This is a genomic window from Kribbella endophytica (genome assembly GCF_054781295.1).
This window is the reverse complement of sequence record NZ_BAAGUR010000003.1, coordinates 351,179-374,657: the sequence shown is the minus strand read 5'-3', so window position 1 is coordinate 374,657 and position 23,479 is coordinate 351,179. Positions and strand designations below refer to the sequence as shown.

Sequence of the window (23,479 nt, the reverse complement as noted above, 5' to 3'; positions counted from 1 at the left end):
CCGGTACGGACGGGCACGGGTTACGGGCATGGCAGAAACCGAATTAAGGGCATGCTGAAATTAACCGGGACCCTACGATCGGCGGCCCGGGGAGTCAACAGATCGAGCGCGTGAACTTGCGCGGGGGTGTCCGCGACCACGCAACAATGCGCATCGATGGTTCCTGTGGACAACCGATTCACGCTCGGGCGCCGTGGGTTCCTAGACTGCCAGCAGCAGGTTAGGTATCAGCGACCCGAGAGTGAGCCATGTCCGGTCCCAACAAGAACTACGACCCCGTCGAGGTGACTCCGTTGCACGCCGACGAGGTCGAACGGACGCGGGACGAGGCCCTCGACGCCTTCCGGACCGCGGCCGACCTGTCGGCGCTGCAGGAGGCCAAGCTGGCCCACCTCGGCGAGCGGTCGCCGATCGCGCTGGCCAACCGCGAGATCGGCGCGCTGCCGCCGCAGGGCCGCAAGGAAGCCGGTCAGCGGATCGGCTCGGCCCGCAAGGCGATCAACGACGCGTACGCCGGCCGCCTGGCCGTGCTCGAGGCCGAGCACGAGGAGCGGATGCTCGCGACCGAGCAGGTCGACGTGACGCTGCCCTGGACCAGCCCGCAGCCCGGTGCCCGGCACCCGCTGTCGCTGATCTCCGAGCAGATCGCCGACGTCTTCACCGCGCTCGGCTGGGACGTCGCCGAGGGTCCCGAGGTCGAGGCCGAGTGGCTGAACTTCGACGCCCTGAACTTCCAGCCCGACCACCCGGCGCGGCAGATGCAGGACACCTTCTTCGTCGAGCCCGCGGGTTCCGGGACGGTCCTGCGGACCCACACGTCGCCGGTGCAGGCCCGGTCGATGCTGACCCGCAAGCCCCCGATCTACGTGATCTGCCCGGGCCGCGTGTTCCGCACCGACGAGCTGGACGCGACGCACACGCCGGTCTTCTACCAGGTCGAGGGCCTCGTGGTGGACGAGGGCATCACGCTCGCGCACCTGAAGGGCACGCTGGACCACTTCGTCGTGTCGATGTTCGGCGAGGGCCTGGAAGCGCGGCTGCGGCCGAACTTCTTCCCGTTCACCGAGCCGTCGGCCGAGGTCGACCTCAAGTGCTTCGTCTGCCGCGGCGCCTCCGTCGGCAACCCCGACCGCCCGTGCCGCACCTGCGGCAGCGAGGGCTGGATCGAGTGGGGCGGCTGCGGCGTCGTCAACCCGCGGGTCCTGCAGGCCTGCGGCATCGACCCCGAGCGGTACTCGGGATTCGCGTTCGGGATGGGCCTGGAGCGGACGCTGATGTTCCGCAACGGGGTGGAGGACATGCGGGACATGGTCGAGGGTGACGTGCGGTTCAGCCGCCAGTTCGGGATGGAGATCTGATGCGGGTCCCACTGTCGTGGCTTCGTGAGTACGTCGAGCTGCCGGACGGCGTGACCGGCCGCCAGGTCGGCGAGAAGCTGATCCGCGCCGGGCTCGAGGTGGAGACCGTCGTCGAGTCCGACCTGACCGGGCCGCTCGTGGTCGGCAAGGTGCTGACCTTCGAGCCGGAGCCGCAGAAGAACGGCAAGACCATCCGCTGGTGCTCGCTCGACATCGGCAAGGACGAGCCGCAGTGGGTCGTCTGCGGCGCGGACAACTTTGCCGTCGGCGACCTGGTCGTCGTCGTGCTGCCCGGCGCGGTGCTGCCGGGCGGGTTCGCGATCGCGGCCCGCAAGACCTACGGCCACGTCTCGGCCGGGATGATCTGCTCCAGCACCGAGCTCGGCCTGGGCGACGACGGTACGCACGGCATCGTCGTGCTGAAGCCGGGCGAGGCGACGCCGGGCGACGACGCGATCGAGCTGCTGTCGCTGCGCGACGACGTGCTCGACATCGCGGTCACGCCGGACCGTGGGTACTGCTTGTCGATCCGCGGGGTCGCTCGCGAGGCCGCGACGGCGTACGGGGTTCCGTTGAAGGACCCGGCCGGGCTTGCGGTCAACGGCTCGGGCGAGGGTGGTTACCCGGTGCGCGTCGACGACGCCGACGGGTGCAGCGTGTTCGTGACGCGGACGGTGACCGGGATCGACCCGAAGGCGCCGTCGCCGCGCTGGCTGCAGCAGCGGCTGGTCGCGTCGGGCATGCGGCCGATCTCGATCGGGGTCGACGTCACCAACTACGTGATGCTCGAGCTGGGCCAGCCGATCCACGGGTACGACAAGGACCGGCTGAGCGGCGACATCGTCGTACGGCGCGCGGCCGCCGGCGAGAAGCTGATGACGCTCGACGACCAGACCCGCGAGCTGGACACCGAGGACCTGCTGATCACCGACGACTCCGGCCCGATCGGCATCGCCGGCGTGATGGGCGGGGCGTCGACGGAGATCTCCGAGTCGACCACGGACGTGGTGATCGAGGCCGCACACTTCGACCCGATCGTGATCGCGCGCGCGTCCCGCCGCCACAAGCTGTCGTCGGAGGCTTCGCGGCGCTTCGAGCGCGAGGTGGACCCGGCGCTTCCGCGGTACGCCGCGCAGCGGGTAGCGGACCTGCTGGCCGAGCTGGCCGGCGGGACGATCCTGGCGGAAGAGACGTTGATCGACACGCACCCGGCAGCGCCGGCAGTGACCTTCCGCGCAGACCACGCGGCGCGGGTTGCCGGTGCTGAGATCAGCGTTGAGGAGAGCACTCGTCACCTGGAGTCGGTTGGGTGTGAGGTCGCTTCGGCTGCGTCCGACGCCGTACCGGCTGCTTTTGCTGTTGGTGCTCAGGATTCTGTTGCTGAACTGGTGACGGTGACTCCGCCTTCGTGGCGGCCTGACTTGCGGGACCCCAACGACTTTGCTGAGGAAGTCATTCGGTTGTTCGGGTTCGACAACGTGCCTTCGGTGTTGCCGTCTGCTCCGGGTGGGCAGGGGCTGACGGTGTCGCAGCGGCGGCGTCGTCGGGTTGCTACCGCGCTGGTTGGTGCTGGGCTGACCGAGGTCGTCTCCTACCCGTTCGTGGGTGAGGCCGACTTCGACGCGATGGGGCTGCCGGCTGACGACGCACGCCGTACGACGGTGAAGCTGGTCAACCCGTTGTCCGACGAGGAGCCGTCGATGCAGACGACGCTCCTGCCGACGCTGCTTCGCACCGCCGAGCGCAACGTCGGCCGCGGTTCGACCGACCTGGCGATCTTCCAGACCAGCCTGGTCTTCACCCCGCGCCCCGGCGCCAAGCCGGCACCGCTGCCGACCGTCGCGCAGCGTCCGACCGACGACGAGCTCAAGGCCCTGTACGACGCGCTGCCCGAGCAGCCGCTGCACATCGGCGTCGTGCTCACCGGTTCGCGCACTCCCACCGGCTGGTGGGGCAAGGGCCAGCAGGTCAGCTGGGCCGACGCCGTCCAGGTCGCCCGCGCGATCGCAACGTCCATCGGCGTCGAGCCGACGCTGCGCAACGTCGAGCGAGCCCCCTGGCACCCAGGCCGCTGCGCCGAACTGACCGTCGCCGGCCCGGCTGACGCAGCCGGTTCGGCCGGCGCTGACGCGGCTGGTCGCATCGTCATCGGATACGCCGGCGAGTTGCACCCGAAGGTGTGTCAGGCGTTCGGTCTGCCGGCGCGGTCGAGTGCGGTCGAGCTGAACCTCGACGCCCTGATCGCGGCCGGTCCGGCGACGGTCACGGCGCAGCCGTTCTCGTCGTACCCGGTGGCCAAGGAGGACGTGGCGCTGATCGTCGCGGCCGACGTACCGGCGGCGGACGTCGAGGCCGCGCTGTCCGAGGGCGCCGGCGAACTGCTGGAGTCGATCCGGCTGTTCGACGTCTACACCGGCGAGCAGATCGGCGAAGGCAAGAAGTCACTCGCCTTCGCCCTCCGCTTCCGCGCCCCCGACCGGACGCTGAAGGAGAACGAGGTCGCCGACACCCGGCAAGCCGCAGTCCAGGTAGCCGTAGACCGCTTCAACGCAGTCCAACGCGTCGGCTGACCTGATGCCCGCCACCGCCGTCGCCCTCGCCCCACACCAGTTCCCCACCACGGGCGAGGGCCCGGCCCCAAGCCGACGCCCGGTCGGCCCACGGGCGGGCAACGCCTCGGCCCACCTGGGGTCGCGCACCCCCGTCCGCCGCTCGCCCGCCCGCCGAGCGGGCGAGGGCGTGACGCGCCTGGCGGTGAGTCGGCGCTTGGCCGGACGGCCGGTGGGCGAGACGCCGTCTCGCGCAGTCGCGCGGCTCAGCAGCAGGTTCACCGGGATCACCCGGCAAGCCGTCGGGCGTGCGGTCTGATGGCGTCTCATCCGAGGGTGGCCGTCGCGGCGCCTAACAAGGCTGCGGCTGATGCTGGGGTGCGGTTGGCGGCTGAGGGCGGGAACGCCGTGGACGCGGCGATTGCGGCGACGCTGGTCACGATGGTGAATGAGATCGGCGTCGTCTCGCCGGCCTCGGGTGGGTTTGTCACGTTGCAGGTCGCGGGTGGGGAGCCGGTGACTATCGACGGCTGGGTGGAGATGCCTGGCCGCGGGCTGCCGGACGACCGGTTCGGGCGGGGGATCTGGGACGTCACCACCGACTATGGCGGCGGTACGACGACGACCGTCGGCCACGGGTCGGTTGCGACGCCGGGCGGTATGAAGGCGCTCGATCTGGCGCACCGGCGTTCCGGTAAGGCGCCCTGGAGCGAGGTCGTGAAGCCCGCGATCGAGGTTGCGCGGCAAGGGTTCACGCTGAGCCGGACCTCGGGGTACTACCTCGGCTTCACCCACGACATCATCTTCGGCTGGCACCAACCGTCCCACGGCGTCGTGCACGACGACGAAGGCCAGGTCATCAAGGCCGGCACCACCGTCGTGATCCCCGAGCTCGCCGAGGCCCTGGAGCTGATTGCCAAGGCCGGCGCCGAGACCATGTACACCGGCGAGCTCGCGCGGCTGCTCGTGCACGACATGCAGAACAACGACGGCATCCTCACCGCCGAGGACCTTGCGGCGTACGAGGCGATCGTTCGCCCGGCGCTCGTCGTCAAGCAGAACGGCTGGAGCCTCGCGACCAACCCACCACCGGCTGTCGGCGGCGTCGCGGTCGCCGCGATGCTCGCGCTGCTCGACGGCGTACCGACCCAAGGCGGCTGGAACCCGTCGGAGCTCGAACGCCTCGTCGAGGTCCAGCACGCCGTCTTCGGCCGCAGGCTCGCCGAGCTCGACGAGGAGGACGTCCGCCGCCTCGAAGGCCAGAAGCTGCTCGACCTCGCTTCGGCCGGCGATCTGCGCGCACTGACCTCACCCAGTACGGCGACGGTCTCGGTCGTCGACGACGAGGGCGACGCGTGCGCGATCACGGTCTCGTCCGGGTACGGCTCCGGCGTGATGACGCCCGGCACCGGCATCTGGCTGAACAACGCGCTCGGCGAGCAGGAGCTGCTGTCCGGCGGCCCGCACAGTCTGGCGCCCGGCACCCGCCTCACCTCGAACATGGCACCCAGCGTCGCCCGCCGCGACAGCGACGGCGCGGTGCTCGCGATCAGCTCGCCGGGCTCGGACCGGATCCCGACCGCGATCGCCCAGACGTACGCCCTCTACACCCACGGCGGGCTCTCGCTCGAGGAAGCCGTCGAGTACCCCCGCATGCACGTCCGGGTCCGCGCGGACGTCGTCGTCGATTACGAGGACGACCTCGAGGTCACCGGCGCGACGACCAGCCTGCCGATCCGCCCGATGCCGCCGCACTCGATGTACTTCGGTGGCGTCGCCGCGGCGTTCTGGGATCCCGAGACCGGCCTGCAGGCCGTCGGCGATCCCCGCCGGACCGGTGCCGTGGCCGTGTCGGAGTCGTGACTCTGCGGCAGGACACGCCGCCCGGTGTCACGAATCACCTGCAAGTAGCTGCCAATTCACCTACGAAAGCATCTTTTTGCCCTTTTCGGGCGTTCTTAACTGATGTGGACAGAAAAACGGCTGGGGGTGGGCGCGGTGGGCGAACAGGTTCCTGATCTTTCCGTCGTCGTGCCGATGTACGACGAGGAAGAGGTGCTGCCGATCTTCTTCGACCGGATGCGGCCCCTGCTGGACGGACTCGGCGTCAGCTACGAGCTGCTCGTCGTCGACGACGGCAGCCGGGACGCGACCGCGTCGCTGCTGCTCGCCGCCGCGACCGACTGGCCACAGCTGCGGCTGGTCCGCCTGCTGCGCAACTCCGGCCACCAGGCCGCCATCTCGGCAGGCTTCCGCCGGGCCCGGGGCAACCATCTGGTCACCATCGACGCCGACCTGCAGGACCCGCCCGAGGTGATCGCCGAGCTGCTGACGACCGCCCGGGACAAGGACGTCGACGTCGTGTACGGCGTAAGATCGGACCGGTCCAGCGACAGCTGGGCGAAACGCACCACTGCCCGAATGTATTACCGCTTGATGTGCCGCCTGGTCGGTCGGGACATTCCTTTCGACGCCGCCGATTTCCGGCTGGTCTCGCGCCGGGTGGTGGACGCGGTGAACGCGTTGCCCGAGGACGGTCGCGTGTTCCGGCTGGTGATTCCGTGGCTCGGATTCCCGAGCGCCGAGGTCAAGTACGTCCGGGCCGAGCGGGCCGCGGGTGTCACGAAGTACAACCTGCGCAAGATGCTCCGGCTCGCCTTCGACAGCGTCACGGCATTCTCTGCCGCTCCCTTGAGGCTGGCCACCTGGCTCGGTCTGTTCGGCGGGCTGCTGTCGGTGGCGTTCGTGATCGGTGCGCTCGTGATCAAGCTGACCGGCCAGAGCATCCCCGGCTGGACGTCGACCGTCCTGGCCGTGGCGGTGATCGGCGCGATCCAGTTGCTGTGTCTGGGCCTCCTGGGGGAGTACGTCGCCCGCCTGTTCCAGTCGAGTCAGAAACGGCCGCAGTTCCTGGTCGGCTACGACAGTCTCGACGACAGCGGCCACCAGGTGCTGGAGCGGGAAACCATACCGACTTGACCCTCGTCGACCTTCCGCCCGCCGGTCTGACGGAACGCTCCGCCCGACCGATGACCCGGCTGCTGCCGTGGTTGCTCCCGCTGGCCGTCGCACTCATCGGCCTGCTCACTGTCGACGTACCGATCACCGCGATCCTCCGGTACGCCGTCTACTTCGCCGCAGGCGTTGCCCTGCCCGGCGTCCTCCTGCTGCGCGCCCTCTGGCGCAGCACCGGCAACTGGGCCGAGGACCTGGGCCTGGGGACCGTCGTCGGCTTCACCTACCAGCTGCTCGGCTGGGCCCTGTTCACTCTGGTCGGCTGGCAGCAGGCGCTCGTCGTCTGGCCGGTGCTGGTGCTCGCGCTGTTCGCCGCCGTACCGCAGCTGCGCAGGCACTGGCGGATCGCTGAGCCCAAGCCGCTGCCACCGACCTGGACGTGGGGACTGGCCGCAGCCGCAGCAGTCATGGTCGGTGGCGCGACCTTCGGCGTCTACGCGTACCACCCGATGCCACCGGCCGGTATGGCGTACTACCCGGACCTGCTGTTCCACCTGTCGATGGTGAACGAGCTGACCCGGTCCGTGCCGCCGCAGCTGCCACAGGTCGCCGGCCTTGAGCTGGACTACCACTGGTTCGCCAACGCCGACATGGCCGGCGCGGTCGACATCACTCGGCTGTCGCCGATTCTCGTGCTCTATCGGCTCTGGCTGCTCCCATTGCTCGTGGTGGGCCTGCTGGTGTTCGCCACCTTCGCCCGGATGGTCAGCCGCGCCTGGTGGACCGGCGTACTCGTTGCCGTCGCTGTTGCCGCGCCGCAGCTCGCGCTGTTCATCGACAACGGCGTGGACCTGGCGCCGCCGTTCAGCCTGATCAGCCCGTCGCAGACGTTCGGCATGCTGGCCGGTACGGCGGCCGCGATCTTCGTGGTCGAGCTGCTGTTCCGCGGCAAGCAGCCGAAGGGCCTGTGGGTCCTCGCGCTGTCGGTCGCTCTGGTCGGCGGTGGGGCCAAGCCGACGATCCTGCCGATCCTGGTCGGTGCGGTCGGCCTGTCCGCGTTGTTCGTCCTGATCCGGGACCGCAAGCTGCCGGCCCGCTTCATCGCCGCCGGCGCGGTGCTGGTGGCTGCCGCGGTCGGCACGCTGCTGACCGTTGCCGGGAGCACCAGCGGCTCCGGCCTGCAACTGCTGGCGATCGTCAAACTGCAAGCCGGCTACCGGGCCGCGACCGGGGACGCGACGCCAGCAGGCGGTGGCGGGCTCCTCCTCCCTGCGCTGACCTCCGGCCGGTTCCTGTCGATCGTCGGCGCGCTGGTCGTGTTCGCGCTGATGCTGATCACCCAGTCGGTCGCACTGGCCGGCTACGGCCTGCTCGGACGGCGTGAGGTCAGACGGGATCCGCTCGGCTGGTTCCTGCTCGGCGGCCTCGTTGCTGGCTGGGCCGGGTACCTCCTGGTCGATCACCCGTCGGCCAGCGAGTCGTACTTCGTCCGCAGCGTCGTACCGATCAGCTTGGCTGCGATCGGCTGGCTGGCGGCGCTCTGGTTCAAGGAACTGCAGGACCGGCGGCGTGCGGCGGTTGTCGTCGGCGTACTGGCTGCTGGACTCGGCCTCGTCTACACGGCAGCGCTGATGGCGACCAAGGCAAAGCCGAGGGGTGACCAGCTCGACCGCGTCGTACTGGTGGCTCGTCCGCTGATCGCTGTGCTCGCAGTGACCGTGGTGCTGACGCTGCTCTGGCCGCTGGCGGCGAAGCGCTGGTCCAAGCTGGCTGGGCTCGGGGGAGTCGTTGCTCTGGCAACGATCCTCGCTGTGCCGGCTGCGAGTACGTTCGCGCTCGGCGTCCGGGCGACCACCAGCCGCCAGGCCAAGACGTTCACGTCACCGCACTGGCGAGTCCATCCGGACGAAGCGGCCGCAGCGCTCTGGCTGGCGCGCAACGCTCGACCGGACGACGTTGTCGCGAGCAACACGTGGTGCCGCCCGGCCGGACCGCAGCGCCCGGGCTGCGACGCCCGTGGCTACCTGGTCAGCGGGATCGCCGGCCGCCGTACGCTGATCGAAGGCTGGGCCTACACCCAGGAGGCGATGAGCAGACAGGGCGTCAACGGCAAGCGCTACACCAACCAGCCGTCGCCCTGGCCGGACCGCGTTCTGCTCACCAATCAGGCACTCGACGCACCGACGCCCGAGGTACTGCGCCGCCTGCGCGACCAGTACTCCGTGCGCTGGCTGTACGCCGATCTGTACGACGGTCCGGTCTCGCCGCAGCTCGCGCGGCTCGCCCAGCTGAGACATCGCGAGCAGCACGTCCAGATTTACGAACTGACGCGGTGATTCCCGCGTAACATCTACTCCGCGTGGAGCGTTGTCTCTGCGCTGGCCCGTTTCGCCCCGGTGCCGACGCGATGCAGGACGTGCGTTTTGGGGAGGGGCGGAACTGTGGGCAGGATTTCGGGACGTTCCCGACCGGTACTGGCGATCCTGCTGACGTTGACCGTGCTGAGCGTGGTGACTCCGGCGGCCGGCTACCAGGTGCCCTCGGCACCTTTCGACCAAGCCGGTACGGCGACAGCCGCGATGCCCGGCTCCGGTCTGACGCAGACGATCGCCGTCACCGGCAAGACCGAGTTGCTCGACGCAACGACCGTCGGCGATCACGGCCCCGCTGCAGAGACCTACCAACCGGCCCTTGCGCGGACCACTCCGGCGCAGGACCTCCTGGTCAACACCGGCGACTGCGCGGCCACGGGCAACTGCGGCAACCGCGGCACCCTGACGATCACCTTCTCGCAGCCGGTCCGCAACCCGGTCCTGCACCTCGCCGGGATCGGTGGCGCGTCCAACCAGAGCGTCAACGGGCAGCCGCGCGGCCAGTCCGAGCTGCACACCGTGCTCAAGCTCGGCACCGCCGGCCTCAGCCTGCGGAAGGTGGGCCAGGGCAACAACCTCGCCGTCACCAGCGACACGATCAGCGCGGCGAACCACGACGCCGGTCCGAACTGCGTGAACACCGACACCGGTGACGGCCTCGACTCCACCGCGACCGCGGCCTGCGGCTCGGTCCAGGTCAACGGCATCGCCAAGACGATCAGCTTCGACCTGACCGCCCTCTTCACCAAGCACCCGAAGCTGCCCGCCTTCAACACCACGACCTCGGCCGACGCGTTCTCGGTCGTCGCGTCGGTCGGCGAGGACTTCGGTGACGCGCCTTCGTCGTACGGCGCCGCCTGGTCGGTGCTCAGCGACCTGCGGATCGGTGCCGACGCGACCGAGGACAACGCGGCCGTCGCCAACGCGAAGACCGGCCCGACGACTCCGGACAAGGCCGACGACGGCGTCACCTTCGGCCCGCTGCTCACCAGCGCCACGTCGTACGCCGTGCCCGTGGTGCTGACCGGCGCGTCGAAGCCCGGGCAGGTCTGTGGCTGGATCGACCTGAATCGCAACGGCACGTTCGAGGCCGTCGAGCGGGCCTGCTCGACCTTCGCGGCCGGGCAGGGCGAGACGATGCTGACCTGGGCCAAGTTCGGCAAGCTCGGGCCGGCCGGGCTCACCACCGCGCGCATCCGCGCCGGGTACACGGCGGCCCAGGTCGAGAAGCCGACCGGCGCGGCCGACTCCGGCGAGGTCGAGGACTACCCGCTCGCGATCGCGCCGCCGCCTCCGCCGGTCGCCGTCAACGACACCGCCAGTACGCCGTACGACACCGGTGTCACGACCGATGTCCTCGGCAACGACAAGGCCGGCGACCCGAGCACGCCGCTGCAGCCGAGCTCGCTCTGCCTGGTCGACCAGACGGCCTGTCGTCAGATGGTCAACGTCGTCGGCCGCGGCAAGTACGTCGCCAAGCCGGACGGCCGGATCGACTTCGACCCAGTGCCGGGCTTCGTCGGCGTCGCCGAGCCAGTCACCTACCGCGTCGCCGACAGCAACGGCGCGACGGCCAAGGCGACGCTGATCGTGACGGTCGAGCTGCCGGCCAAGCCGGTTGCCGCGCCCGACACCGCGACCACCGCGCAGAACGTCAGCCTCGGGATCACGCCGCTGGCCAACGACAAGGCCGCGCCGGGTGTCAGTCTCGACCCGAAGACGGTGGAACTCCGCGATCCGGCCGGCGGCACCGCGAAGGAGGACCCGGCCTTCAAGAAGAAGGTGGTCGTTCCGGGCCAGGGCAGCTACACGGTCAAGCCCGACGGCGGCGTCGACTTCGTCCCGCTGCCGCGCTTCACCGGCGTCGCGACCACCATCGGGTACCGGGTTGCCGACAGCACCGGTCAGCTGACGGAGTCGACGCTGGTCGTCACCGTCACGCCGGTCACGCCGAAGGCGCTGGGCGATTCGGTCAGTACGCCGTTCGACACCAACGCCGTCGTCCCGGTGCTCGACAACGACGAGCCCGGCTCGCCGGACGCCCCGCTCGACCCGGCGTCGCTGATGCTCGTCGAGCCGAAGTCCGGCAAGCTGGTGAGCAAGGTCGTGGTCGCGCGGCAGGGCGAGTTCCAGGTGGTCGAGGGCAAGATCGAGTTCGCGCCGGCGACCCGATTCCAGGGCAGCACGACCGCGCTGACCTATCAGGTGCTGGACAAGAACGGGACCGCGGCGCGGGCGCAGCTCGTGGTCAGTGTCGATGCCCCTGGCCCCCCGGTGGCGAACCCGGACACGTTGACGACGCTGCAGGGCACTCCGGCGTACGCGTCGGTGCTGGCCAACGACAAGCCCGGGCCGACCGGGTCCGCGCTGGACCCCGAGAGCGTGCGGCTGTTCCCGACGGCCGGGCGAAGCGAGGCGGCGACCACGCTGGAGATCCCGGGCCAGGGCAAGTACTCGACCCGCCCGGACGGGCGGATCCTCTTCGAGCCGGTGCCGGCGTTCCACGGCAAGGCGACCCCGATCAAGTACCAGGTTGCTGATGGCAACAAGACGATCGGCTCGGCCACGCTGAGCGCCGAGGTGTCCCGCGTCCAGCCCGACGCGACCGACGACACCGCGAGTACGGCGTACGACACGAACGTGACGGTCAAGGTGCTGGCCAACGACACCGCGGGCGATCCGGCGCTGCCACTGGTGCCGACCAGTCTGCGCCTGATCGACCCGATCGGCGAGGTGCCGCGTCAGGTGGTCGTCGTCGACGGCGAGGCGACGTTCACGGCCAAGCCGGACGGCACGGTCGACGTCGATCCGCTGCCGTCGTTCACCGGGGTCGCGACGTCGCTCGCGTACGCGGTCTCCGACGTGAACGGTACGCCGACCGGCGCGGCCCTGACGGTCACGATCGCGAAGCCGTCACCGCCGGCCGCGAAACCCGACACCGCACGGACGCCGCAGGACGTGACGCTGCAGATCGATGCCCTGGCCAACGATGTGGCAGGCAAGGGGACCGGGCTCGACCCGCTCAGTCTGGTCCTGATCGATCCGGCCGACGGGTCGCTGCGGAAGGTGGTCACGGTTCCGGGGCAGGGTCGGTGGAACGTGGATCCGGACGGGACCGTGGTGTTCGACCCGATTCCGTCGTTCACGGGGACGGCGACGACGCTGCAGTACCGGGTCTCGGACTGGTTCGACCAGGCGACGCGGTCGACGATCGCGGCGACCGTCACGCCGGTGACTCCGGTCGCGGCGGACGACAGCGCTTCCACGCCGTACGACAAGGCAGTGACGCTGAAGGTGCTGGGCAACGACAAGGCCGGGGACCCGACGGCGCCACTGGTGCCGGGGAGCGTGCGGCTCGAGGACCCGGCCGACGGGGTGTTCAAGCCGTCGGTGAGCGTGAAGGGGCAAGGGGTCTTCACCGCTCGCGCCGGCCTGGTGGTCTTCGATCCGGCGGCCGGGTTCAGCGGGTCGACGACGGACCTCACCTATCAGGTGGCCGACGACAACGGGACGCTCGTGACCGCGGTCGTGCGGATCGTCGTCGGGGCGCCGCCGGTCGCGCGGGCGGACACGGCGTCGACGCTGCAGGACGTGACCGTCACGGTGAACGTGCTGAGCAACGACAGCCCGGGGACGGACGCGAAGCTGGACCCGGCGTCCGTCGTACTGCGGGAAGCTTCGGCGCGGTCGGACTTCGCTCGTTCCGTGACCGTTCCCGGGCAGGGGACGTACACCGTGCAGGACAGCGGGGCCGTGCTCTTCGATCCGCTGCCAACGTTCCGGGGCAAGGGGCGGCCGATCACCTATCGCGTTGCTGACAGCAACAAGTCGACGGCGACCGCGACGCTGCTGCTGAGCACCACCCCGATCGATCCGTTCACCGCCGACGACTCGGCGATCACGCCGTACAACCAGGCGATCACGATCGACGTCCTGGCGAACGACAAGCCGGGTGATCCGAGCGCGCCGCTGGTCCCCGGGAGCCTGCTGCTGAAGGACCCCGCGGACGGCGTCTACCGGGCGAAGGTGACGCAGCCGCGGGAGGGGACGTACGTCGCGGACAAGACCGGGCGGGTGTCGTTCACGCCGGTGAAGGACTACCAGGGCGTGACGACGCCGGCGACGTACCGGATCACCGACGACAACGGGACGACCGCCGAAGGGCTGCTGTTCCTGACCGTCGGGAAGGGGCCGGAGGCGAAGCCGGACAGCGTCACGACCAAGCAGAACGGCGCGATCACCTTCGACCCGCTGGCCAACGACGTGCCGGGGACGGCGGCGGAGCTGGAGAAGACGTCGGTCCAGATCTACGGGACCTCGTCGATCCGGGTCTGGGAGCGGAAGGTGACGATCGCCGGGCAGGGGACGTTCGAGGTCGACGCTGTCACGGGCGCGATCACGTTCGAGCCGGTGGCGACGTTCAGTGGGCGGAGCGCTGTCGGGTATCAGGTGACCGACACGAGTGGGAACAAGGCGGCTGCGACGGCGACTGTGACGGTGAGTCGGATCGAGCCGGTGGCGGTCGACGACGCGGCGACGACCGCGTTCGATACGCCGATCACCGTGCCGGTGCTGGGGAACGACAAGGCGGGAGATCCGAGTGCGCCGCTGGTGCCGTCGTCGGTGCGGATGATCGATCCGGCGACCGGGGACGCGGCGGCGTCGCTGCGGGTTGCTGGGCAAGGGATGTGGACGGCGCAGCCTGATGGGGGAGTGCGGCTGGTGCCGGAGGGCGGCTCGACTGGGTCGGCCACGCCGGTGACCTATCAGGTGAGCGACAAGAACGGGAGCACCGGTACGGCGACGGTGACGGTGACTGTCGAGGCTCGGCCGGTCGCGCAGCCTGATCGGTTCAAGACGAAGCAGGGGAAGTCGGTGGTCTTCGATCCGTTGGCCAACGACAAGCCTGGACCGGGCGCGAAGCTCGATCCGGCGTCGCTGCTGCTCGTGGGGTTGGACGGGGACTTGGTCAGCCGTTTGACTGTGGCCGGGCAAGGGATGCTGGTGGTTGCCGATGGCAAGGTCACGTTCAGTCCGGTGGCGAAGTTCACCGGGACGAGCCGGCCGACGCAGTACGAGGTGAAGGACAGCAACCGGAACGCGGCGCGCTCGACCATCGCGGTGACGGTGCTGCCGGTGCGGCCGGTCGCCGTCGATGACAGCGCGCGGACGGCGTACGGGAAGGCTGTGGTCGTTCCGGTGCTGGACAACGATCGCGCCGGTGACGCGTCGGCGGCGCTGGATCCGGGGTCGGTCGTCGTACGGGATCCGGTCGATGGCAAGGACAAGAAGACGGTGACGATTCCGGGGGAGGGGACGTTCACGGTTGCTGCTGCCGGGACCGTGACCTTCAACCCTGCCGGGGGATTCAGCGGTACGACGCGAGCCGTGGGCTATCGGGTGACGGATCGGAACGGTACGTCGGACACCGCGCGGCTGGAGGTCACGGTGACCGCGCCGCTGAGTGCGAAGGCGATGCCGGACGGCGGGACGTCGACGCCGGGCAACCCGGTCGTCGTGAACCCGCTGCTGAACGACACGGCGACCGAGGGTGCTTCGTGGATCCCCACGACTGTCTGCCTCGCGACTGGAACAGCGACCTGTGTCGCGCGGCTCGTCGTACCGGACGTCGGGGTCTGGTCGGTCCTGCCGGACGGAACGATCCGGCTGGTCCCGGATCGGACGTTCTCCGGGATGGCCAAGACTGCCTACCGAGTCACCGACACCGACGGGCGCACTGTCGAGTCGCACCTGAAGGTTGCCGTCGGCGCTCAGCCGCCGGTCGACCAGCCGGGTGGTGGTGCGGCACCTGCTGCCGCGACGCTCCCGGACACCGGTGGACCGCCCGCGATCCTGCTGACCTTGGGCGGCCTGCTCGCCGCGCTCGGTCTGACGCTGCTCCGCCGAGGCCGGTAACCCCACGAGCAGCGAGGGCGGGTCCTGCTGAGGAGCAGGACCCGCCCTCGCTTCAGTTGCCGAGGTCGGTGACCAGCATGATCTCGTCGCGGTAGTCGTCCGGCGCGACCCGAACCGCCCGCGGGTGGCTGCCCACCACGCGATACCCGAGCTTCTCGTAGAAGGCATCCAGTCCACCGCCGTCGCGGATGGTCAGCATCAACTGCTCGAGCCCCAACTGCTCGCCCGACGAGCGCAACCCATCCATCAGCAGCCGCCCGGCGCCGCTGCCCTGGTACTTCGGGTGGACCATCACGCGCAGCACCGTCCGCCAGTGCGAGCTCAGCTGCCCACTGTTGGCGATGAGCAGACCCATGCCGACGTAACGGTCGCCGTTGTGCAGTACACCGAGCAGATCCAGCCCGGCTGCCACCTGCTCCAGCGCCAGATCCAGCGTCTCGGCCACCAGATGCACCGGCGCCGGCGCGGTGAAGCCGACACTGCCCCCGGCGTCCGTCGCCGCGATCCAGGTGTCGAGCAGATCCGCCCGCAGCCCAGGATCCGACACCGCGTCCGCCTCGATCTCGACGTACTCCACCAGAACCTCCTAGATGCGACTGGGTTGCAGGAGGAGTCTAGAGGAGGGCCTACCTCAGCAGAGTTGGTTGCGGCGGGGGACGCCGGTGAGCTTGTCGGGGTTGCGGACGACGAAGATGTGGCTGATCAGGCCGTTCTCGTCGAGTTGGAGGAAGCCGGCGGTGTCGACGTCGTCGCCGTTGTAGGCCAGGTACGCGACTTCGCCGTTGAGCTGCGTCGTGGCGAACTCCATCCCGGCGGTCTCCGGCGAGCTGACCACCGCGACGAGCCAGCGGGCGACCTTGTCGGCGCCGTACATCGGCCGGAGCGCGGCCCGGCGTTTGCCGCCGCCGTCGCTGACCAGCTCGACATCGGGCGCGAGCATCGCGACGACCTGCTCGTAGTCGCCCGACGAGGACGCCGCCATGAAGCGGTCGGTGAGCTCCTGGTGCCGTGCCTTGTCGACGCGATGCCGCGGCTGCCGCGCGTGCACGTGCTCGCGCGCCCGGTGAGCGAGCTGCCGTACGGCGGACTCGGACCGACCCAGCGTGTCCCCGATCTCCGAGAACGGCAGGTCGAAGACCTCACGTAGAACAAAGGCCGCGCGCTCCAGCGGCGACAGCGTCTCCAGTACGACGAGCATCGCCATCGACACCGAGTCGGCCACCTCGGCGATCGCCGCGGGATCCTGCTCGTCCGGCGTAGCGACGATCGGCTCGGGCAGCCACGGCCCGACGTAGTTCTCCCGCCGGGACTTCTGCTGGCGGAGCCGGTTCAGTGCGAGCCGCGTGGTGATCCGGATCAGGTACGCACGAACCTCGCGCACCTCGGTCCGGTCAGCCGCCGACCACCGCAACCACGTCTCCTGTACGACGTCCTCCGCGTCGGTCACACTCCCGACCACCCGGTACGCCGCACCGACCAGCACCGCCCGGTGCTCGTCGAACTCCGCCGCCAGCTCTGCTTCACTCACGCCGGCCTCAACTCACAGGTCTCCTTGAACCCCTGGCTGGTCAGCCCGAGGGACGCGTTGATCCGGGACCTGTAGTTCTCCAGCGAGATCTGCGCGGTCAGCTCGACCAGGTCGGCCTCGGACAGGTCCTCGAGCAACCGCTCCACCTGCTCGTCGGTCACCGCAGGCGGAGTCGCCGTCGCTGCCACCGCGTAGCCCATCACCGCGCGCTCCAGATCCGAGTAGACGTCACTGTCCCGCCACCTTGGCACATCGCGCAGCTTGGCTCGATCCACATTCTGGTGGTGGTACTCCCAGAACCCGAAGTCCATGCACCAGCTGCACCCGATCTCGGCACTCGCCACCATCGTGGCCAGCGCTTTCAGCGTCGGGTCCAGCCTCTTCCACCGCGCTGCCGACCCCTCCATCGCCAGCATGGTCGTCAGCACTCCCTTGTGGTGCAGCGCCACCTTCCCGGGATCGAGAACCGCCCCGTACTTGCGCTTGCTGTACCACTCCATCGCCCGTACGAACACCGTCCGGCGGTGCTCCAAGTTGATCCGCGCCATCGCCTGCCTCCTCGAGTCACCCTCCCGGACACGCCACGCCCGGACCGTTGTGACATGACGTGCGTCACCTAGTCTCGAAGGGCCGACCCCTGGAAACAGGGTTGGATATTCATGCGTCGTCTGACATACTCATTCACATGACGCTGAGGGTCGCGGTCGCAGGGGCCAGTGGGTACGCCGGGGGAGAGCTGCTCCGGCTGCTCTCGACGCACCCGGAGGTGGAGATCGGGGCGCTGACCGCGGGCGGCAACGCCGGGTCCACCCTGGGGCAGCACCATCCGCACCTGACGCCGCTGGCCGGCCGGGTGCTCGAGGAGACCTCCGCGGCGACGCTGAGTGGGCACGACGTCGTGTTCCTGGCGCTCCCGCACGGACAGTCCGCCGAAATCGCCGAGCAGCTCGGCGACGACGTCACCGTGATCGACTGCGGCGCGGACTTCCGGCTGGTCGACTCCGAGGCCTGGATCGAGTTCTACGGCGGCAAGCACGCCGGCCACTGGCCGTACGGCCTGCCCGAGCTCCCCGGTCAGCGCGAGAAGCTCCGCGGCGCCAACCGCGTCGCCGTACCGGGCTGCTACCCCACCGTGTCCACCCTTGCCCTGCTCCCCGCCGTACAGGCAGGACTCGTCGACAGCGCCCAACTGGTGGTGGTCGCTGTCAGCGGTACGTCGGGAGCGGGCAAGGGTCCCAAGCCGAACCTGCACGGCGCCGAGGTGATGGGTTCGGCCACCGCGTACGGCGTGGGCGGCGTGCACCGGCACACCCCGGAGATCGAGCAGAACCTCGCGCCGCACACCGACGGACCGGTGAGCGTCTCGTTCACCCCGGTGCTCGCGCCGATGGCCCGCGGCATCCTCGCCACCGCCAGCGCGCCGGTCACCGAGGGCACGACGATCGAGCAGCTCCGCGCCGTCTACGAGCAGGCGTACGCCGACGAACCGTTCATCTACGTGCTGCCCGAGGGCCAGTGGCCGCAGACCCAGGCCACCCTGGGCGCCAACACGGTGCACCTGCAGCTCGCCCTGGACCAGCGCACCGGCCGCGTCGTCGTCGTGGCCGCTCTCGACAACCTCACCAAAGGCACCGCCGGTGCCGCCGTGCAGTGCATGAATCTTGCCGCCGGTCTCGACGAGACCCTGGCCCTTCCCCTCGTAGGAGTCGCACCGTGACCGCAACCGTCACCCCGTCCGCCTCGGTCGATCGGAGCGCCGGAGTCACCGCGCCGGCCGGCTTCCGCGCGGCCGGGGTGATCGCCGGGATCAAGCCCGCGGGCAAGCCCGACCTGACGCTGGTGCTCAACGACGGCCCGGAGTACGCCGCGGCCGGTGTCTTCACCACGAACAAGGTGAAGGCCGCCCCCGTGCTCTGGTCGCAGCAGGTGCTGACCGCCGGGAAGCTGAAGGCCGCCGTACTGAACTCGGGCGGTGCGAACGCGTGCACCGGTCCCGAAGGCTTCCAGGACACGCACAAGACCGCCGAAGAGCTGGCCTCCATCCTCGGGGTCGGCGCGGGCGAGATCGGCGTCTGCTCGACCGGCCTGATCGGTGAGCGGCTCCCGATGGACAAGGTGCTGCCCGGGCTGAAGGCCGTGGTCGATGCTCTCGGTGACACCGCGGAGCACAGCTTGGCCGCGGCGACCGCGGTCATGACGACGGACAACGTGCCGAAGCAGGCGTTCCTCACTCACGAAGGCGGCTGGAGCATTGGCGGCTTCGCCAAGGGCGCCGGCATGTGCGCGCCGAACATGGCGACCATGCTCAGCGTGATCACCACCGACGCCGTGCTGGACCAGCCGCACCTCGACCACGCCCTGCGCAACGCGGTTGGCAAGACCTTCAACCGGCTCGACGTCGACGGCGGTACGTCGACCAACGACACCGTGCTGCTGCTCAGCTCGGGTGCGTCCGGTGTCACGGTCACGCCGGAGGAGTTCGAGGCCGCGCTGACCACGCTGGCCGGCGACCTGGTCAAGCAGCTGCAGGCCGACGCCGAGGGTGCGACCAAGTACGTCAGCATCACCGTGAAGAACGCCGCCACCGAGGCCGAGGCCGTCGCCGCCGCGAAGGTCGTTGCCGAGGACAACCTGTGCAAGACCGCCTTCTTCGCCAGCGACCCGAACTGGGGACGGATCGCGATGGCGGTCGGCAACGCGCCGACGGCGTTCGACCCGCAGCTGCTCGACATCACGCTGAACGGCGCCGCGATCTGCGTTGCCGGTGGCAAGGGTGTCGACCGTTCCGAGGCCGACCTGTCCGGGCTGGAGATCGACGTCGTGATCGACCTGCACGCGGGCGACGCGTCGGCGACGGTGCTGACCACCGACCTGTCCCACGCGTACGTCGAAGAGAACTCGGCGTACTCCTCGTGACGGCGACCGAGCAGTCCAAGGTGCAGATCAGCTCCGCGGCTGCCGCGCAGGCGAACGCTGTCGAGAAGGCCGCGGTCCTGACCGAGGCGTTGCCGTGGCTGAAGGAGTTCCACGGCAAGACGATCGTGGTGAAGTACGGCGGCAACGCGATGGTCGACGACGAGCTGAAGCAGGCGTTCGCGTCCGACATCGTGTTCCTGCGGCACTGCGGAGTCCGCGTGGTCGTCGTCCACGGTGGTGGTCCGCAGATCAGCGAGATGCTCGCCCGGCTCGGGATCGACAGCGAGTTCCGCGGCGGGCTGCGAGTGACCACGCCCGAGGCGATGGACGTCGTCGGCATGGTCCTGGTCGGCAAGGTCGGCCGCGAGCTGGTCGGTCTGCTGAACGCGCACGGTCCGTTCGCGGTCGGGATGTCCGGTGAAGACGCCGGGCTGTTCACCGCCGAGCGGCGCGGGCTGATGATCGACGGCGAGGCGGTCGACATCGGCCTGGTCGGCGACGTGGTCGACGTCCGGCCCGAAGCCGTGATCGACCTGATCGACGCCGGCCGGATCCCGGTCGTGTCGACGATCGCGCCGGACGAGGACGGCCAGGCCCACAACGTGAACGCCGACACTGCCGCGTCCGCGCTGGCGGTCGCGCTCGGTGCGTCGAAGCTCGTCGTACTGACCGATGTCGCCGGGCTCTACCGCAACTGGCCGGAGAGCGACGACATCATCACCCAGATCGACGCCGCCGAGCTGGCCGAGCTGCTGCCGTCGCTGGCCTCGGGCATGGTGCCGAAGATGGAGGCCTGCCTGCGCGCGGTCCAGTCCGGCGTCTCGCGGGCGACCGTGATCGACGGCCGGGTGCCGCACTCGTTGCTGCTGGAGATCTTCACCGACGCCGGAAGTGGAACCCAGGTGATCCCGTCATGACCGAACTGATGCCGGCCGAACTGAGCGAGCTGTCGTCCGCGGGCGGAAACGGCGCCGCGCTGACCGAGCGCTACACGCACTCCCTGATGAACACCTTCGGCCCGCCGAAGAAGGTGCTGGTCCGCGGTGAGGGCGCGTACCTGTGGGACGCCGACGGCAAGAAGTACCTCGACCTGCTCGGCGGCCTCGCGGTGAACTCGCTCGGCCACGCGCACCCGTTCATCGTCTCCGCGGTCACCAGCCAGCTCACCACGCTCGGCCACGTGTCGAACTTCTTCGCCTCCGCGCCGCAGATCGCGCTGGCCGAGAAGCTGCTCTCGCTGATCGACGCGCCCGACGGCAAGGTGTTCTTCACCAACTCCGGTACCGAGGCGAACGAAGCCGCGTTCAAGATCACCCGCAAGACCGGCCGGACCAAGATCGTCTCCACCGTCGGCGCCTTCCACGGCCGGACGATGGGCGCGCTCGCGATCACCTGGAAGCCGGCGTACCGCGAGCAGTTCGCGCCGCTGCCCGGTGACGTCACCTTCGTCCCGTACGGCGACGCTGCCGCGCTCGAGGCCGCCGTCGACGACGAGACGGCCGCGGTCGTGCTCGAACCGATCCAGGGCGAGAACGGCGTCGTCGTACCGCCGGCCGGGTATCTCCAGGCGGCGCGGCGGATCACGTCGGAGCACGGCGCGCTGCTGTGGATCGACGAGATCCAGACCGGCGTCGGCCGGACCGGCGACTGGTTCGCCTTCCAGGCCGAGGGAATCGTGCCGGACCTGGTGACTGTTGCCAAGGGCCTCGGTGCGGGGATCCCGATCGGTGCGTGCCTGGGCTTCGGGGCAGCGTCGGAGTTGCTGCAGCCGGGCAATCACGGGACGACGTTCGGCGGGAATCCGGTGGCTTCTATCGCCGGGCTTGCGGTGCTGACCGTGATCGAGCGGGACGGGCTGCTGGCGAATGTCCGGGCTATTGGCAACTACTTGAGTGCAGCTGTTGAAGCGCTGGACCACCCATTGATCGCTGGGGTCCGCGGTCGCGGGCTGCTCCTCGCGATCCAGCTGACGCAGCCGGTCTCCGACCAGATCGCGGCATTGGCGATGGAGGCGGGATTTGTCATCAACAACCCGATTCCCGACGCGTTGCGCCTGGCGCCGCCGTACATTCTGACCAAGGCCGACGCGGACAGCTTCGTCGCGGCCCTGCCCGGGCTGCTCGACAAGGTGGAGGTTCCATGACTGTGCTTTTGGCGTCGACTTCGTCGCCGCGGGTTTTGGGGCTTTGTCTCCCGGTCTTCCCTCGTCGGTCGGTCGCTACGTTCCCTCCCTCCTCAGTCCAGACCGAGAGGCCCCAAAACCTCTTGATGCTCCTTGATTCGGATCGGGAGGGGTTGTGACCAGACATTTTCTGCGCGATGACGACTTGAGCCCGGTCGAGCAGGACGAGGTGCTGACGCTGGCCGCGCAGCTGGCGGGGGACCGGTTCGGGCATCAGCCGCTGGCCGGTCCGCAGACTGTCGCGGTGATCTTCGACAAGACGTCGACCCGGACGCGGATCTCGTTCGCGGTCGGGATCGCCGATCTTGGCGGGGTGCCGCTGGTCATCGACGCGCAGACCTCGCAGCTCGGGCGGGGCGAGCCGATCGCCGACACCGCGCGGGTGCTCGACCGGCAGGTCGCGGCGATCGTCTGGCGTACGGCGGGGCAGACGCGGATCGAGGAGATGGCCGGCGCGTCCAAGGTGCCGGTCGTGAACGCGCTGACCGACGAGTTCCACCCGTGCCAGATCCTCGCCGATCTGATGACGGTCCGGCAGCACAAGGGCAAGACCGCCGGGCTGAAGCTGACCTACCTCGGCGACGGCGCGAACAACATGTCCCACTCGTACCTGCTCGGCGGCGCGACCGCCGGCATGCACGTGGCGATCGGCTCGCCGGCCGAGTACCAGCCGGATCCGGCGATCCTCGCGAAGGCGGTCGAGATCGCCGCTGCGACCGGCGGTTCGGTCAAGTGGACCGACGACGCCTCCGAAGCCATCGCCGGTGCGGATGTTGTTGCCACCGACACCTGGGTGTCGATGGGGCAGGAGGCCGAGGCCGCGCTGCGTGAGGCGCCGTTCGTGCCGTACTCGGTCACCGAGCAGTTGATGGCGAAGGCCGATCCGGGCGCGATCGTGCTGCACTGCCTGCCGGCGTACCGCGGCAAGGAGATCGACGCCTCGGTGCTCGACGGGCCGCAGTCGGTGGTGTGGGACGAGGCCGAGAACCGGCTGCACGCCCAGAAGGCCTTGCTTTCCTGGCTCCTGGCCCGAAACTTCTCCTCATGACTCCGAACGACGCGGACCGCCAGGCGATGCCCGAGACCGCAACCGACCGGGCGATCTACGCCACCGGCGCCGACCAGCGCATCGCACCGACCACGAAGACCGCACGTCAGCAGCGGATCGTGGAGTTGCTGGGGCGCCAGCCGGTGCGGTCGCAGACCGAGCTGGCCGAGCTGCTCGCCGGTGCGGGGCTGGGGGTCGGCCAGGCGACGTTGTCGCGGGATCTGGTGGAGATCGGCGCGGTCAAGGTTCGCGACGCGATCGGGCAGCTCGTGTACGCCGTACCGGGTGAGGGCGGGGATCGCAGCCCGCGCGCGGGTGAGGCGGCTGCCTTCGAGGCCCGGTTGGCGCGGGTCGCGTCGGAGCTGCTGGTCTCGGCGGAGGGCAGTGCGAACCTGGTGATCCTGCGGACGCCGCCGGGGGCCGCGCAGTACTTCGCGTCGGCGATCGATCATGTCGGGCTGGACGACGTTCTCGGGACGATCGCGGGGGACGACACGGTGATGGTGGTGTCGCGCAACCCTGTGGGCGGAGAGGCGTTGGCCGCTCGCTTCCTGAGCCTGGCGGCGCGGACCGAGAAGGACGCCGCGAACTAGTTGCTCTTGGCAATCACGTGCCCCCACCTGCTGTGTTGTGTGCTGTCTTGAGAGGATTGCTG

Annotated in this window: 15 protein-coding genes; 12 read left to right on the top strand and 3 right to left on the bottom strand. The window is 69.7% G+C overall.

Annotation, left to right across the window (positions count from 1 at the left end):
- The first annotated feature begins 248 nt into the window (after nucleotides 1–248).
- The 6 genes from pheS to ACYVIO_RS27955 all read left to right on the top strand — a co-directional run bounded on the left by pheS (nucleotide 249) and on the right by ACYVIO_RS27955 (nucleotide 15,150).
- Nucleotides 249–1,358 carry a phenylalanine--tRNA ligase subunit alpha gene (gene pheS / locus ACYVIO_RS27980; RefSeq protein WP_425831228.1) on the top strand — a complete coding sequence of 370 codons (1,110 nt, stop codon included), beginning with the start codon at nucleotides 249–251 and terminating at the stop codon, nucleotides 1,356–1,358.
- Nucleotides 1,358–3,928, top strand: a complete 2,571-nt coding sequence (gene pheT, locus ACYVIO_RS27975) for a phenylalanine--tRNA ligase subunit beta (RefSeq protein ID WP_460653888.1) — start codon at nucleotides 1,358–1,360, stop codon at nucleotides 3,926–3,928. Before pheS ends, pheT begins: the two co-directional genes overlap by 1 nt.
- A gap of 315 nt (nucleotides 3,929–4,243) precedes the next feature.
- The gene (locus ACYVIO_RS27970) at nucleotides 4,244–5,770 is read left to right on the top strand and encodes a gamma-glutamyltransferase (protein ID WP_460653887.1); all 1,527 of its coding nucleotides are present in this window, start codon (nucleotides 4,244–4,246) and stop codon (nucleotides 5,768–5,770) included.
- Nucleotides 5,771–5,905: 135 nt separating this feature from the next.
- On the top strand, nucleotides 5,906–6,886 hold the full coding sequence (locus ACYVIO_RS27965) for a glycosyltransferase family 2 protein (RefSeq protein ID WP_460653886.1): 981 nt from the start codon (nucleotides 5,906–5,908) through the stop codon (nucleotides 6,884–6,886).
- Nucleotides 6,883–9,198 carry a hypothetical protein gene (locus ACYVIO_RS27960; RefSeq protein ID WP_460653885.1) on the top strand — a complete coding sequence of 772 codons (2,316 nt, stop codon included), beginning with the start codon at nucleotides 6,883–6,885 and terminating at the stop codon, nucleotides 9,196–9,198. The genes ACYVIO_RS27965 and ACYVIO_RS27960 overlap by 4 nt, the downstream gene beginning before the upstream one ends.
- A gap of 162 nt (nucleotides 9,199–9,360) precedes the next feature.
- Entirely contained in the window at nucleotides 9,361–15,150 is a 5,790-nt protein-coding gene (locus ACYVIO_RS27955; protein ID WP_460654627.1) for an Ig-like domain-containing protein, read from the top strand.
- A gap of 52 nt (nucleotides 15,151–15,202) precedes the next feature.
- Here ACYVIO_RS27955 and ACYVIO_RS27950 read toward each other — a convergent pair whose 3' ends face one another.
- The 3 genes from ACYVIO_RS27950 to ACYVIO_RS27940 are packed head-to-tail and all read right to left on the bottom strand — an operon-like array spanning nucleotide 15,203 to nucleotide 17,226.
- Nucleotides 15,203–15,727 carry a GNAT family N-acetyltransferase gene (locus ACYVIO_RS27950; protein ID WP_460653884.1) on the bottom strand — a complete coding sequence of 175 codons (525 nt, stop codon included), beginning with the start codon at nucleotides 15,725–15,727 and terminating at the stop codon, nucleotides 15,203–15,205.
- 54 nt (nucleotides 15,728–15,781) lie between these two features.
- Nucleotides 15,782–16,678 carry an RNA polymerase sigma-70 factor gene (locus ACYVIO_RS27945; RefSeq protein ID WP_460653883.1) on the bottom strand — a complete coding sequence of 299 codons (897 nt, stop codon included), beginning with the start codon at nucleotides 16,676–16,678 and terminating at the stop codon, nucleotides 15,782–15,784.
- A complete protein-coding gene (locus ACYVIO_RS27940) occupies nucleotides 16,675–17,226 on the bottom strand; it encodes a carboxymuconolactone decarboxylase family protein (RefSeq protein ID WP_460653882.1) in 552 nt (183 codons plus the stop codon). The genes ACYVIO_RS27945 and ACYVIO_RS27940 overlap by 4 nt, the downstream gene beginning before the upstream one ends.
- A gap of 137 nt (nucleotides 17,227–17,363) precedes the next feature.
- Here ACYVIO_RS27940 and argC point away from each other — a divergent pair, with 137 nt between their 5' ends.
- From argC to ACYVIO_RS27910, 6 genes are all read left to right on the top strand, one after another.
- Nucleotides 17,364–18,395, top strand: coding sequence for an N-acetyl-gamma-glutamyl-phosphate reductase (gene argC, locus ACYVIO_RS27935; protein WP_460653881.1), 1,032 nt, complete (start codon nucleotides 17,364–17,366; stop codon nucleotides 18,393–18,395).
- Complete coding sequence (gene argJ, locus ACYVIO_RS27930) at nucleotides 18,392–19,594, top strand: bifunctional glutamate N-acetyltransferase/amino-acid acetyltransferase ArgJ (protein WP_460653880.1); 1,203 nt, start codon at nucleotides 18,392–18,394, stop codon at nucleotides 19,592–19,594. Before argC ends, argJ begins: the two co-directional genes overlap by 4 nt.
- A 26-nt stretch (nucleotides 19,595–19,620) precedes the next feature.
- Entirely contained in the window at nucleotides 19,621–20,511 is an 891-nt protein-coding gene (argB, locus tag ACYVIO_RS27925; protein WP_460654626.1) for an acetylglutamate kinase, read from the top strand.
- Nucleotides 20,508–21,737: an acetylornithine transaminase gene (locus ACYVIO_RS27920; RefSeq protein WP_460653879.1), complete on the top strand. Its 1,230-nt coding sequence runs from the start codon at nucleotides 20,508–20,510 to the stop codon at nucleotides 21,735–21,737. The genes argB and ACYVIO_RS27920 overlap by 4 nt, the downstream gene beginning before the upstream one ends.
- Before the next feature lie 154 nt (nucleotides 21,738–21,891).
- A complete protein-coding gene (gene argF / locus ACYVIO_RS27915; protein WP_460653878.1) occupies nucleotides 21,892–22,824 on the top strand; it encodes an ornithine carbamoyltransferase in 933 nt (310 codons plus the stop codon).
- A 26-nt stretch (nucleotides 22,825–22,850) separates the two neighbouring features.
- Entirely contained in the window at nucleotides 22,851–23,417 is a 567-nt protein-coding gene (locus tag ACYVIO_RS27910) for an arginine repressor (RefSeq protein WP_460654625.1), read from the top strand.
- Nucleotides 23,418–23,479 lie beyond the last annotated feature (62 nt).

Excerpts from the sequence above, each read along its gene's own strand:
- pheT (WP_460653888.1), top strand. The coding sequence starts at position 1,358 with ATGCGGGTCCCACTGTCGTGGCTTCGTGAGTACGTCGAGCTGCCGGAC.
- ACYVIO_RS27910 (WP_460654625.1), top strand. The coding sequence starts at position 22,851 with ATGCCCGAGACCGCAACCGACCGGGCGATCTACGCCACCGGCGCCGAC.
- argC (WP_460653881.1), top strand. The coding sequence starts at position 17,364 with ATGACGCTGAGGGTCGCGGTCGCAGGGGCCAGTGGGTACGCCGGGGGA.
- ACYVIO_RS27940 (WP_460653882.1), bottom strand. The coding sequence starts at position 17,226 with ATGGCGCGGATCAACTTGGAGCACCGCCGGACGGTGTTCGTACGGGCG.
- pheS (WP_425831228.1), top strand. The coding sequence starts at position 249 with ATGTCCGGTCCCAACAAGAACTACGACCCCGTCGAGGTGACTCCGTTG.
- ACYVIO_RS27920 (WP_460653879.1), top strand. The coding sequence starts at position 20,508 with ATGACCGAACTGATGCCGGCCGAACTGAGCGAGCTGTCGTCCGCGGGC.